Source organism: Caulobacter sp. 602-2, assembly GCF_011043625.1.
Lineage (GTDB): Bacteria > Pseudomonadota > Alphaproteobacteria > Caulobacterales > Caulobacteraceae > Caulobacter.
In genome coordinates this window covers 993,761-1,007,506 of sequence record NZ_JAAKGT010000001.1, presented here as the reverse complement: position 1 = coordinate 1,007,506, position 13,746 = coordinate 993,761, and the positions used below count along the sequence as shown (strand labels likewise).

Sequence of the window (13,746 nt, the reverse complement as noted above, 5' to 3'; positions counted from 1 at the left end):
CAGGGCCGAGGCTGTTTGCGAAGGCCTTTCCAGAGGTCTCGCCCGCTAGCCACGGCGCCGCGACTCGGGGCATCGACGCCCGCGTTCCGATCGGATCGGAGCGCGGGCGTCTTGCTTTTTGCGGCTTGGTTGCAAGCTGGGCGAGCGCTGATCCGCCAATTGCGCGCCACGGCTGCGCGGGTCGCGCTCGCTATGCGCGAATGGTCGCAAAAAAGGCATTAAATTGGTATCATGCCTCGTGCTCGAATGCGTGAGTGATATCCGCATATCATATTGATAATTCTGATATTTGGTCGCGCGCCAGTGGTTACACGTCGGTTGAGCCCGAAACCATCGGCGCCTATCCGGCGGTCGGCTGTTAAATTCAAGCATTAGAGCGGGTTGCAAGCTTTGACCGCCTTCCGGGCGGCGCCTACGGTTCCAGTGGGCAGCGAAAAAAGGTCTTCAAATGGTCTGCCCGAAACGGCGCCGCGGGGGAGCGGCGCTCACTGGGCGCGCGCGCCGCGTCCGCTTGAGGGGATAGCATCATGATCGGTCACAAGCTTACGACTTCCCGGCCCGACGCGCTGCGCAAGGCCTTCGTGCTGGCCCTGCTGGCCGGCGCCAGCTTCGCGGGCCCCGCGCTCGCCCAGACCGCGCCCGAACCGGCGCCCAGCGAGGCCGTCGACGAGGTCGTCGTCACCGCCTTCCGCCGCAGCCTGGCCACGGCGCTCGACACCAAGCGTAACGACGTGCGGGTGTCTGACGGCATCTCGGCCGAGGACATCGGCAAGTTCCCGTCCGAGAACATCGCCGAGGCCATCCAGCGCATTCCGGGCGTGCAGATTTCCAACATCAACGGCCGCGGCTCGACGATCAGCATCCGCGGCCTGGGGCCCCAGTACGCCCTGACCACGGTCAACGGCCAGACCTTCAAGAGCTCGAACTTCACCGACGGCTTCCGCTACGACGTCATCCAGACCGAGTTGGCCTCGGGCATCCAGGTCTACAAGTCGCCGACCGCCGACATGGACGCCGGCGGCCTGGCCGGCACGGTCAACATCGACACCGTCCACCCCTTCAACGTGAAGGGCCGCCAGCTGATCTTCGCCGGCAAGCTGCAGCAGCAGGAACTGATCGGCGGCAGCCCGACGGGCAAGTACGGCGCGACCTATGTCGACCACTTCCTCGACGACAAGATCGGCGTCTTCCTCGGCGCTGGCTACCAGGAGCTGAAGGACCGCGGCGACTATCTCTGGATGGACCGCTGGACCGTGAACAGCGGCGTCTACACGCCGGCCCGCCTGCGCTATCGCCGGATCGACCGCGAAACCAAGCGCAGCATGATCAACGGCGCCATCCAGTTCAAGCCGATCGAGGGCCTGCAGGTCGACGCCATCGCCACCTACGCCAAGGACGAGACGACGCAGGAACTGCACCAGCAGGTCTTCCTGTTCACGACGCCGTCGGCCTCGAACGTCGTCACCCTGGCCAGCGCCAACAACACCGCCACCCGCGTGCAGGTCAGCAACTTCCGCCTGGAGAACAACCACCAGCACGAGACCCGTCCGCAGTCGACCGGCGCCTTCACCACCAGCGCCCGCTGGACCGGCTTCGAGGACTGGGACCTGAAGGCGGTGGCCCACTATTCGCGCGGTCACGCCATCTTCAACGAAGAGGCCGCGATCCTGGGGATCAACATCCCGAGCGCGACGGTCGACATCAGCAACCCGAAGAACATCGTCTTCACGACCTCGACGGCGCTGAGCGACACCGCCCAGTACACTCCGGCGACCCTGGTGCGGAACACCTATCCGAACGGCGCCTACCGCACGATCGACTCCTACGAGGACGCCGGCCAGTTCGACGCCAAGCGGTTCCTGAACTTCGGCATCCTGGAGTCGGTGCAGGCCGGGGCCAAGATCCGCCACGAGGTGCTCAAGCGCTACGTCGTGCGCAAGGACGGCTCCGACAGCATTCCGGCCTCGTGGTCGCCGACCATGGCCGCCACCGGCATCACCGTCAGCAACTTCCTGGACGGCGAGATGACCCTGCCGTCGACCTGGGTGTCGCCGAACCTCGACGCCTATCGCGAGGCGCTGAAGGCGCAAGGGATCAGCGTCTACGAGGCCTTTGACCCGGCCGGCACCTATCGCGTCGAGCGCGACCTGACCTCGTTCTACGCGATGGCCAACCTGAAGGGCGAGATCTTCTCGCGCACCTTCCGCGGCAACTTCGGCGTCCGGCGCGAAAGCACCGACCAGACGGTGGCGGGCTACATCGGCGGCGCGGCCAACCCGCGCAATACCGAGGTCAAGCTGGTCGCCGGCACCTACACGACCAAGAAGTCGTACGACAACGTGCTGCCGTCGGCGAACATCAGCGTCGACCTGACCGACAACCTGCTGCTGCGCTTCGCCGCCGCCAAGGTGCTGGTGCGTCCGATCATCGACTCCAGCAACCAGCTGGCCACCACCATGACCAGCGCCGTCGACACCACCGGTCACCGCGTCTACACGATCGCCATCGGCCAGGGCGACCTGAACCCGATGACGGCCAACCAGATCGACGTGACGCTGGAGTGGTACTACGGGGCGGGCAACGGCCTGTCGGCGGGCTTCTTCTCCAAGAAGGTCAAGAACGGCGTCTACACCTCGCTGACCTGCCCGGCGTCGTACGAAGGCACGGCCCTGACCCGTGACAGCGGCGGCGTCTGCCTGTCGAGCGCTGGCGACACCTACAACATCACCCAGAGCTTCAACGACGGCCGCACGGTCGACATCCACGGCTACGAGGTGAACTGGCAGCAGTCGCTGGACGCCTGGCTGCCGATCGAGGGCTTCGGCCTGATCGCCAACTACACGCACGTCAATCCGGCGACCTCGGTGACGGGCTTCAAGCTGGCCAACCTGTCGGAGCACACCGCCAACGGCACGGTCTACTGGGAGAACCAGACCTTCAGCGCGCGTCTGTCGGCCAACTACCGCAGCGCCTACGACCAGACCTCGGTGGAGAGCTTCTTCTCCGGTCCGCTGGGCCACACGGTCGCTTCGCGCACCCAGTTCGACCTGAACCTCGGCTACAACATCAACGAACGCCTCAGCCTGTCCTTCGCGGCGATGAACATCAACAACGCTCAGGAAAAGGCCTACCTGCTCGACAAGAGCCGCTGGCAGATGACCTCGGTCACCGGCCCCAGCTACTACCTGTCGTTCCAGTACAAGATGTAGTTCCCCCATCTCCCTCCCCGGAGACGCCGTCCGTGCGGCGCAACTGCTGGTCGCCGCCTGACTCCTGGGCGGCGACCAGATTTTCGTTTCAGAAGAAGAGTTGTCTCGATGTCGTTTCGACCCTCGCGCCGCCAGACCCTGAAGCAGACCTTCGCTGTCCTCGGCTTGGCCGCCATGCCTTCGCTGGCCATGGCGGCGACGCGCGGGGGCGAGGGGCTCGACGCGGCGAGGGCGGTCCTGAAGCGGCGGTTCGGTCCGCGCGCCGACAAGATCGACCTGGCGCTGTCTTCGACAGCGAGCGGCAAGCCCTGGTACGCCGTGAGGGCCACGGGCGGCGAGCTGGTGATCAGCGGCGACACGCCGGTGGCGCTGGTGCGCGGCGCCTACGCCTATCTCAAGGAGGCCGGGGCGGCGCAGGTCAGCTGGGAAGGCGACCGCGTCGCCCTGCCGGCCCGCTTGCCCGACGCCGACACCGGTCGGGTGGAAAGCCCCTTCGCCCACCGCGCCTACCTGAACACCTGCACCTACGGCTACACCACGCCCTGGTGGGGTTGGGAGCGCTGGACCCGCGAGATCGACTGGATGGCGGTCCACGGCGTCGACATGCCGCTGGCCATGGAAGGCCAGGAATATGTCTGGCGGGCCCTGTGGCGCGAATTCGGCTTGAGCGAGGCCGAACTTGCCGACTACTTCTCCGGCGCGGCCTTCACGCCCTGGCACCGGATGGGCAACATCGAGGGCTACGCCGCCCCGCTGCCGACCGCCTGGATCGACAAGAAGAAGGATCTGCAGGTCAAGATCCTGGCTCGCATGCGCAGCCTGGGCATGACGCCGATCCTGCCGGCCTTCGGCGGCTACGTGCCCAAGGCCTTCGCGGCCAAGCACCCGCAAGCCAAGATCTATCGCATGCGGCCGTGGGAAGGCTTTCACGAGACCTACTGGCTGGACCCGGCTGATCCGCTGTTCGCCAGGATCGCCGGGCGGTTCCTGGCGCTCTACACCCAGACCTATGGCGCGGGGACCTACTACCTCGCCGACTCCTTCAACGAGATGCTGCCGCCGATCAGCGCCGACGGGGCCGACGCCCGCGATGCGGCCTACGGCGACGGTACGGCCAACACCGCGGCCACCAAGACCAAGGTCGAGCTTGATCCGGCGCTGAAGGCCAGCCGTCTGGCCGCCTATGGCAAGGCGATCTACGACTCCATCCGCCAGAGCCGCCCGGACGCGGTGTGGGTGATGCAGGGCTGGCTGTTCGGGGCCGACAGCCATTTCTGGGATCCGGCCGCGATCAGCGCCTATCTCAGCCGCGTGCCCGACGACAAGCTGATGATCCTCGACATCGGCAACGACCGCTATCCGGCGGTCTGGAAGAACGCCAAGGCCTTCGGCGGCAAGCCGTGGATCTACGGCTACGTCCATAACTACGGCGGCAGCAACCCGGTCTACGGCGACCTCGACTACTACCGAACCGACATCGCAGCCCTGGTCGCCAATCCCGACACCGGCAAGCTGTCGGGCTTCGGCATGTTCCCCGAGGGGCTGCACAACAACTCGATCGTCTACGAGGCGACCTACGACCTGGCCTGGAACGGGGGCGGGGCCTCGACCGCCGCCTGGCTGTCGAGCCGCTCGAAGGCCCGCTACGGCAGGACCAGCCCCGAGCTCGACGCGGCGATGGCGCTGCTGGCGCAGGGCGCCTATTCGACCCGCTACTGGAGCTCGCGCTGGTGGAAGAGCAGGGCCGGCGCCTATCTGTTCTTCAAGCGGCCGACGGCGACCATCGGCGAGTTCCCGGGCCATCCGGGCGACCGCGCCAAGCTCGACGCCGCCGTCCGCGCCTTGGCGGCGCTGGCGCCGGCCTATGCGAACGAGCCGCTGTTCGTCATCGACCTGGTCGACGCAACGCGCCAGCTGGCCAGCCTGGAGATCGACGTCCAACTGCAGGCCGCCGTCGTGGCCTATCGCAAGGGCGACGCGGTCGCCGGCGACCTCGCACGCCGCAAGGTCGAGGACCTGGCCCTGGCCGTCGACGCGTTGCTGGGCGTGCAGCCCGAGACCCTGGCGACGTGGATCGACGACGCCCGAGCCTATGGCGACACCCCGACAGACAAGGCCGCCTACGTCGCCAACGCCAAGGCCCAGGTCACGATCTGGGGCGGGGAGGGCAACCTCAACGACTACGCCTCCAAGGCCTGGCAGGGGCTGTATCGCGACTTCTACCTGCCGCGCTGGGGCCGGTTCCTCGACGCCCTGAAGGCGGCCGGGACCGGTCCGTTCGACGAGGCCGCCGTGGTCAAGGACGGCATCGCCTGGGAGAAGGCCTGGGTCGCCGCCGACACCGCCTATCGCAAGGCGCGTCCGTCCGACCCCGTCGGCGCCGTCAGGGCGCTGATCGCCCGTGTCGACCGCGCCTAGGAGAGGGTCATGACCAAGCCGGCATCCCGCTTCCTGTCGCTGGACGTCTTCCGAGGCCTGACCGTCTGCCTGATGATCGTGGTCAACACGGCCGGGCCTGGTGCGCGTCCGTTCGAGCAACTGGTCCACGCCAAGTGGTTCGGCTTCACGGCGGCGGACGCGGTGTTTCCGTCGTTCCTGTTCGCCGTCGGCTGTTCGATGGCGTTCGCGTTCTCGCGGCCGATCCCGCTGCCGGCGTTCAGCGCCAAGGTGGCCAAGCGCACGGCGCTGATCTTCCTGCTCGGCTTCCTGATGTACTGGTATCCGTTCGTGCATCACGTGGACGGGCACTGGGCGCTGGCGCCGTTCTCCCAGACGCGGGTGATGGGCGTGATGCAGCGCATCGCCCTGTGCTACGCCATCGCCGCCTTCGCCGCCCGGTACCTGTCGCCGCGCTGGATCCTGGCGCTCTGCGGCGGACTGCTGCTGGGCTACTGGGCGATCCTGCTGGGTTTCGGCGACGGCGACCCCTATTCCAAGCTCGGCAACGCGGGAACCAAGCTCGACCTGCTGGTCGTCGGCCGCGACCATCTCTATCGCAAGGACGGCGGTTTCGACCCCGAAGGGCTGCTGGGAACCTTGCCGGCGACCGTCAACGTGCTGGCGGGCTATCTGGCCGCCCGCGCCCTGCGCCAGGCCAGCGACGGCCGCAAGACGCTGATCCGCATGGCGGGTCTGGGCGGGGTTCTGATCCTGGCGGCCCTGGCCTGGAGCCCATGGTTCCCGATCGCCAAGAAGCTCTGGACCGGAAGCTTCGTGCTGCTGACCGTCGGCCTGGACCTGATCCTGCTGGCCGCCCTGGCGGCGCTGCTGGAAGGGCGTGAACCAAACGCGGCGACGCGCTTCTTCCAGGTGTTCGGCCTCAATCCGCTGGTGATCTACCTGTTCTCGGAACTCTTCGTGATCACCCTGCGCCAGTTCGAGGTCGCCGGCGGGCTGGATCCCTATGAGTGGATCGGGATCCACCTCTTCCAGGCGATTGCGCCGGGAGGCCTCGGTTCGCTCCTCTGCGCCGTCGCCTACATGCTGGTGTGCTGGCTGCTGGGGTGGGTGATGTATCGGCGGGGCATGGTGGTGAAGCTCTAGCGATCCGGAAGCCTTGGCCTCAGCCATTGGCCTCGTTCACGGCAGTTCCATCTATCGGCGCGTGTTGCCTTTGATCAATTTTAAGGCGATTTTGATGCGATGCACGGGGGTGCGTCGTATCAGGGGGGCGTCATGCCTTGGCCGTCACGCGGCGGGAGAGCGCTGGCACGCCGTGGCGGCTGGCGCGAGGCGTTGCGTCAGTCTTTCGGCGCCGCTTTGGCGGCGACTTGTGTGCTGCTGCTGGGGCTTGGCTCCGCCAATGCGGCTTCCAGCGACGACATCCTGACGCCCGCGGCGATCGCCGCCTTCGAACAGAAGCTTGAGGTGGCCCGCGTGACGCAGGCCGACATCGCCGGTCGCGTCACATGCTTCGAGCAGCAGGACGCGGCGATGGTCGCCGAGCGTGACGCCGATCAGCTTCGCCTGGGCCAACTGGTCGCTCACAAGCGCGAACTGGAGGGGCTGCTGGTCCAGAGGCGCGCCGAATACGACGGGTTCCTGCGCGAATACAATGACGCCAGCGGCCGCCTCGCTCAGCTGCGCAGCGATCTCGACAAGCTCAAGAGCTACAAGGCCGCCAAGGAAGAGGCGGTGCGGCGCTGCAAGGACAGCTGGACCATTCTAGGCTTTCTTTGCGACCTCGCGGTCGAGATCGCCCAGCTGACGGGGCAGATCGAGAACAACGACCATCTGATCGGTCCCACCGAAAAGAGGTTGAACGACGCCGTCGCCGGGATGCAGACGGCGGTGACGCGCTATGACGAGAGCCAGACCCTGCTCACGGCCGCCGAGCGCGACGCCAAGCAGACCTCCGACCAGATCGAGGCCACAGAGGCGTCGATCGTCCGCCTGCAGGCGGCGCTGGCGATCCTGCGCCCGGAAGTCCTGCGCAACATGCAGCTGCTGAACGAATTCGACGGCGCTCTCGGCGAGGCCAGGCGCGTCGACACCGCCGACGGCCGTGCGCGGACCGGCCGGCTGGTCCGGGTCCTGGCCGCGCGGGTCGACGGCGTGCAGGGCAAGTCCAGCGCCTTGTACGACCAGGCCAGGACGGTGCTGACCCCGCAGCAGTTCACGGCCTGCTTTCAGTAGTTCCGATTTTCCAGTCCCGACCAGGAGGCGAAGACATGCCCGACAGCATCCCCTTTGAAAGCCGCGCCGAGCAGATCTCGAGGGCGATCGACACCGAGGTGAAGGCGTTGCGGGCCAAGAACCCGCTGGAACTGCCCGAGCGCGGCGCGGCGATCGTCAAGCACTACGTCAACAAGATCGAAGGCGCGTACGACGTCCAGCGCGCCAAGACCGACACCGACAACGCCATCGACCTGCTCTACATCGCCTACAACACCACCCCGCAGGAAGAAGGCGATATCCGCGTCAAGATCGCCAAGATCATGGATCGTCTTCTCAAGGCCCAGCGCACCAGCCAACTGGTGATGTCCGACGCCATGGAGGCCGCCGAGGACGTGATCACCTTCCTCGATATCGGCCTGCCCGACTGGCAGGACGCCAAGGACGACGGCGACGTCGAGGGCGTCAGGGCCTTCCTGACCACCGACCTGCTGAAGACCGCGACCGACATCAAGGCCAAGGCGACCGATATCCGGGGCAAGCTGTCGACGATCGCCGCCACCTACGACGAAATCATCGCCGACACCGCGGCCGCGACGCAGAGCAGCGAGAAGGTGCTTTCCAGCCGTCTGGCCGACCAGAAGGCGTTGCTGGAGGAGATCAACGAGGCCGAGGCCGATCGCGACCAGATCGAGGCCCTGGTCAAGGATCTGCAGGACGAGGTCGAGAAGTTCGAGAGCAAGGCGCGTTCGTACGAGCAGCGCGCCACGACCGCCGAGGAGCGGGCGTTCGTGATGCAGATCGTCAAGATCGGCGCCCAGGTGGTGGCCGCCGCCCTGCCGCCGATCGCGATGGCGCTGGGCGCGGGCGCCACCGGCGGCGCGTCGGTGATCGCCGCCTCGACGCTGAACTCGATCACGGGGGCGGGGAAGGGCGGCGACACGCCCAAGCCCGACTCCACGACCGAGGTCCTGAAAACCAAATCCGAGATCGCCACCAAGAAGAAGGACCTCGTGCTCGCCGAGCAGAAGGTATCCGACAGCAAGGACAAGGTCGCCGGGCTGCGCAAGGACCTGAAGACCGCCCAGGAGGCCGCGGGCAAGCCTGTCGAGGCGGGCGGCGCCAAGGAAACTGTCGAGCAGCCCGGCGACGCCGAGGAGGTCAAGGGGATCAAGGGGCGGCTGAAGGACGCCAAGCAGACGCTGACCGACGACGAGAGCAAGGTGATCGCCCTGGTCGGCGTGCTGTCGGGTCTGCAGGCGTCGCTGAACGCGCTGGCCCAGGGGCTGGGCGAGCTGTCGCAGGACCAGAAGGACGAAGCCGCCAGCCTGCGCGAAATCCAGATGAAGATGCTGGACAAGGCCGAGGCCTACGAGCGCGAACGGCGCGAGCAGGCCGCCAAGCTGGTGAAGATCAACGCGCTGCTGAAGGGCAAGCTCTCGCGGGACGAAACCATCAAGCTGGCCATCAAGTCGCTGAACCTCAGCATCAGCGCCCTGAAGCGGACCAAGGAGATCATCGAGGAGATCGCCTGCTTCTTCAATTCGTTCGCCCAGTTCATGGGGCGGGTCACCGAGGAGGCGCGGATCGAAATCACCGTGGTCGAGGGTCTCGCCAATCGCTCGATCGGCAAGAGCCGCCTCGAACAGCTGCTTCGTGCGACCGACGAGTTCTTCATCCGGCAGGCGGGCGAGTGGCGGGCGGTTGGCGTGGTGTCCGACGCCTTCAACCGCAGTTTCGCGGACGGCTTCAGCAAGCTGAACGGCCTGCAGGGCAGCTATATCACCGGCGACAAGCTGACCGCCTATCTGGCCGAGGCCGCCGTGCTGCTGACCAAGATCTCCGACGAGCGCCAGGCGGCGGCCAGCGCGCGCCTGCTGGACCTGGGAGAGTACCGCAAGATGCTGCGCGACGACGCGGCGGGCGCGGATCCCGCCGCGGCCTGACGGCCGGCGAGGCCGGCTCCTGGTCCGGGACGTGGTCCCCGGTCCGGGAGCCGGTCCGCGTCATTGAATGTCGCTGTTGTTGATATCGATATCATTTCGTGTAGCTTCCCCGGAAAGATCGATAAGGCAGTCCCAGGGGAGGCGAGGCCATGAAGCCCACACGTCGAGACATGGTCGCGCTGGCTGCGCTGTCGAGCGCCGCGGCCGGGGCGGGGACCAAGGCGACGGCGGCGCTTGCCGTTCGGAGCCATGCCGTCGTCTCGCCCGACGGTCGCCTAAGAGCGGCTCTGGACGCTTCGGGCCCGACGCCGAAATGGAGCGCCACCTATGACGGCAAGCCGCTGCTGCTGCCGTCGGAGCTTGGCTTGTGGCTGGCCGAGGGCCGGCTGCTGGGCGAGGGCGCGAAGGTCGTGGGCGCGACGCCGGAAACGTTCGAGGGCGACTGGCGGCCGCCTTTCGGTCAGTCCGCGCGCTACGACCAGTCCGGTCGGCAGATCACCCTGCACATGGTCGATCCCAAGGCCGGCGTCCGCTTCGACATCGTCCTGCGCGCGCTGAACGGCGCGGTCGCGGTGCGCTACGTGCTGACGGGGCTGCCCAAGGGCGGCAAGCTGGCGCTGATGGGCGAGCGGACGCGTTTCCGGTTCCCTGACGCCGCTCGCCTCTACGCCAGCCGCGACGAGGGCGACATCCATGTCTCCACCCAGGCGGGCCTGGCGCCGCTGGAGCATCCCGACCTGACCGGTTCGTCCGACAAGGGGGCCTATGCCGACCTGCCGATCACCGTCGATGTCGGCGACGGCGTTTACGGTTTCATGGCGGAGTCCGACCGGCTGCACTATCCGCGCTGCATGGCGCGGGCGCACGAGCAGGGCGGCCTCGTCACCTACCTGATGCGCTATCCCGGGCGGGCCACTGGCTGGGGCGGCGAGGACGACACGCCCGAGGAGCCGACCTTCGAGATCGAGGTGGGCCAGAAGACGCCCTGGCGGATTCTGCTGGCGGCCGACAGCGCCAAGGGACTGATCGAGCTGCACCATGTGGTCCCAACCCTGGCGACGCCGAACCAGTTGGGCGACGTCTCGTGGGTGAAGCCCGGCCACGCCTTCCGGATCATGAAGCCCTATTCGACGGACGCCTCGCTGAAGGCGGTCGACTTCGCCCAGAAGCGCAACATCGCCTATGTGCTGTTCGACGCCCATTGGTACGGCGACGGAACCGACGCCTCGGACCCGACCGCGCCGATCGCCGCCTTGGACCTGCAGCGGGTGATCGACTACGCCAAGGCCCGGAACATCGGCGTGCTGGTCTATATCGACCGGGTCGCGGTGACCAAGGCGCTGGCCGACATGTGCCGCCTGTATCAGCGCTGGGGCCTGGCCGGGGTGAAGCTGGGCTTCATGTGGGAGGGGCGCCAGTCGGACGTCGACTTCATCACCAAGGTCGTGCGGGCGTTCGGCGAGCACGGCATGGTCGTGAACCTGCACGACAATCTGCGGCCCGCCGGGCTGGAGCGAACCCTGCCCAACTACCTCACCCTGGAGGGCGTGAAGGGCAACGAGCAGTTCCCGGCCGCGCGCCACCACGTGAACCTGGCCTTCACGCGGCCGATCGCCGGGCCGATCGACTACACCATCTGCTACGCCCAGGAGCGCAACCAGACCACCAACGCCCACCAGTTGGCCCTGGCGGTGACCTGCTACAGCCCGCTGACGCTGCTCTATTGGTACGACAAGCCCGAGAAGTACGAGGAGAAGGCGTGGCCCGAACTGGAATGGTTCGACGCCTGTCCGACCACCTGGGACGAGACCCGGGCGATCGCCGGCGAACTGGGCGAGTACGTGATCATCGCCCGCCGCAAGGGGCGCTTCTGGTTCGTGGGCGCGCTGACCAACGAGATGGAGCGGCGCCTGGCCCTTGATCTTGGCTTCCTGGGGCAAGGGCGCTGGACCGCCGTCCGCTACAGGGACGGCGACCTGGCCAGGCCCGCCAACCGCACCCGCGTGGTGATCGAGCGCCAGGCTGTTGACGCCGGGGCGCGCCTGCGTCTGCAGCTCAACGCCGCCGGCGGCCAGGCCATTCGGTTCGAGCCGGCCTGAGGCTAAAAAAAAGGGCGCCTGCAGAGGGCGCCCGCCTTGGGAGTGTTGGAGGAAGTAGATCCAAGAGAGCAGCGTCGCAGGAGGCTGCTGAAGGCTTGATATCGATATCAAAATTGAGATCGGAGTCAAGCGATCATCGTTCGTCGAGTGAGCTTGGGGCGGCTTCTAGGGCGTGACCCAGAAGCCGTCGAAGTCGCTCCAGCCGATGCGGGTCGAGGTGTTGGACGGCGTGCCGGCCGGCGCCTGGGCGAAGAGGCCGATCTGGCTGCCGACCCAGCGTCCCGGACGGCTGACGAAGGGTTGGCCGACGCTGGTGAAGGTCTTTCCGTCCAGGCTGTAGCTCAGCGTCACCTTGGCGTGCAGCGACCGCAGCATCGAAGGCCAGTAGGGCGAGAAGTCCGGCGGCGGATCGGCCACGACGACCGGCTCGGCGGTCATGCGCAGCCAGACCGTTGTGGGAGCCTCGGCCTGGATGATCTCGACCCGTTCGGGCTGGAACTTGTCGGCGCCGGTGCGGTCGACACGGACGAGCGCCGGTCCCGCGCCGGTGTTCTGCAGGCCTATCCAGGCATAGTCCGATCCGAACATCACGAGGCCCGCGCGCTCTCCGACGGCCTTGGGCGCGAAATCCAGCCTGGTGGTCGCGCTGAACCGCTCGGCCGGCAGCTTCTGGGTCAGCAGGGCGCCCGTCTCCCAGAGGTTTTCGGGCGAGGAGATCGACTTCAGGCGCAGCTTGCCCTGCGCGGCCTTCAGGTCGGCCCAGTCGGCGGCCGGGTTGGCGTTCCATTGCCAGGCCAGGGACAGCGCGCCGTCGAAGTCGTCGCTGTCCTCGAGCGCAAGGCGCGGGGAGGGGGTCTTGGACGCCGGCTTGCGGTGGACCAGCACCGGCTCGCCGATGCCGTCGCCGTCCTTGTCCTCTCCGATGACGGGCCAGCCGTCCTTCCAGGCCATGGGCTCCAGCCACACGCGGCGACCGTAGGAGTCGGCGTCCTGGAAGTGCAGGAACCAGTCCTCGCCCGTCGGGGTGCTGACCCAGGCACCCTGGTGAGGGCCGTTGATCTGCGTGCGGCCCTGGTCGAGCACGTTGCGGCCTTCATAGGGGCCTTCCAGCTTGCGTGAGCGGAACACGCCCTGCCAGCCGCCCTTCACGCTGCCGCTGGGCGTGAAGAGATAGTACCAGCCGTCGCGCTTGTAGAGCTTGGGACCCTCGGTGGTCATCCACGGGAACGGCCCCTGCGAGGTCGCCACCTTGGGGTGCTTGTCGCCCTCGACCAGGGTGATCGCCTCGCCGACGGCCTGGTCGCCGGCCTTGTTCAGGCGACGGGCGGTGACGACGTTGGCGAAGCCGGCCCGGCTGCGGGCGAAGGCGGTGACCAGCCAGCCCTGTCCGTCGTCGTCCCAGAAGGGCGCGGGGTCGATGACGCCGCGCCGGTCGTCCACCAGGACGGGCTTCGACCATGGGCCCGCCGGATCCTTGGCCTTGACCAGAAAGACGCCGAAGTCGGGATCGGGATAGTAGATCAGGAACTCGCCGTTCCTGTGCCGGATGGCCGGAGCCCAGACGCCGCCGCCGCGCCGGGGCGTGGCGTGGTGGGCCTCCGGCGTGATCGCGGTCAGGGCGTGGCCGATGATCGTCCAGTTGACCAGGTCGGTCGATTTCAGGATCGGCAGGCCCGGAACGTTGGTGAACGAGGACGACACCAGATAGTAGGCGTCGCCGACGCGCACGGCGTCAGGGTCGGAATAGTCGCCGGCCAGCACGGGGTTCTTGTAGGTACCGTCGCCTTGGTCGGGCAGCCAGGCCCGCTCGGCCCTGGCGCCGTCGGCCGCCGAGGCGGAGGCCGCCAGCAAGGCCGCCGCCGCGACCAGTCCAAGCCC

At 67.4% G+C, this 13,746-nt stretch carries 7 protein-coding genes; 6 read left to right on the top strand and 1 reads right to left on the bottom strand.

Translation table 11 applies throughout. The annotated features are described in order from the left end of the window. Positions 1–527: 527 nt before the first annotated feature. From G5B46_RS04495 to G5B46_RS04470, 6 genes are all read left to right on the top strand, one after another. Positions 528–3,209 (top strand): TonB-dependent receptor, encoded by a 2,682-nt coding sequence (locus G5B46_RS04495; protein WP_165256430.1) that lies wholly within the window; start codon positions 528–530, stop codon positions 3,207–3,209. A gap of 174 nt (positions 3,210–3,383) precedes the next feature. Beyond that, positions 3,384–5,627, top strand: a complete 2,244-nt coding sequence (locus G5B46_RS04490; protein ID WP_240903347.1) for an alpha-N-acetylglucosaminidase — start codon at positions 3,384–3,386, stop codon at positions 5,625–5,627. 9 nt (positions 5,628–5,636) lie between these two features. Then, positions 5,637–6,752 (top strand): heparan-alpha-glucosaminide N-acetyltransferase domain-containing protein, encoded by a 1,116-nt coding sequence (locus tag G5B46_RS04485; protein ID WP_165256426.1) that lies wholly within the window; start codon positions 5,637–5,639, stop codon positions 6,750–6,752. Between the two features lie 192 nt (positions 6,753–6,944). Further along, a complete protein-coding gene (locus G5B46_RS04480; RefSeq protein WP_165256424.1) occupies positions 6,945–7,844 on the top strand; it encodes a hypothetical protein in 900 nt (299 codons plus the stop codon). A gap of 35 nt (positions 7,845–7,879) precedes the next feature. Beyond that, positions 7,880–9,769 (top strand): tyrosyl-tRNA deacylase, encoded by a 1,890-nt coding sequence (locus G5B46_RS04475; protein ID WP_165256422.1) that lies wholly within the window; start codon positions 7,880–7,882, stop codon positions 9,767–9,769. Between the two features lie 149 nt (positions 9,770–9,918). Next, positions 9,919–11,868, top strand: coding sequence for a glycoside hydrolase family 97 protein (locus G5B46_RS04470; RefSeq protein ID WP_165256420.1), 1,950 nt, complete (start codon positions 9,919–9,921; stop codon positions 11,866–11,868). Between the two features lie 165 nt (positions 11,869–12,033). Here G5B46_RS04470 and G5B46_RS04465 read toward each other — a convergent pair whose 3' ends face one another. Next, positions 12,034–13,719, bottom strand: coding sequence for a glycoside hydrolase 43 family protein (locus tag G5B46_RS04465; RefSeq protein WP_240903304.1), 1,686 nt, complete (start codon positions 13,717–13,719; stop codon positions 12,034–12,036). Positions 13,720–13,746: the final 27 nt, after the last annotated feature.

Bases quoted from the DNA above. Each gene is read 5' to 3' on its own strand.
- G5B46_RS04495 (WP_165256430.1), top strand. From the start codon at position 528: ATGATCGGTCACAAGCTTACGACTTCCCGGCCCGACGCGCTGCGCAAG.
- G5B46_RS04490 (WP_240903347.1), top strand. From the start codon at position 3,384: ATGCCTTCGCTGGCCATGGCGGCGACGCGCGGGGGCGAGGGGCTCGAC.
- G5B46_RS04485 (WP_165256426.1), top strand. From the start codon at position 5,637: ATGACCAAGCCGGCATCCCGCTTCCTGTCGCTGGACGTCTTCCGAGGC.
- G5B46_RS04475 (WP_165256422.1), top strand. From the start codon at position 7,880: ATGCCCGACAGCATCCCCTTTGAAAGCCGCGCCGAGCAGATCTCGAGG.
- G5B46_RS04470 (WP_165256420.1), top strand. From the start codon at position 9,919: ATGAAGCCCACACGTCGAGACATGGTCGCGCTGGCTGCGCTGTCGAGC.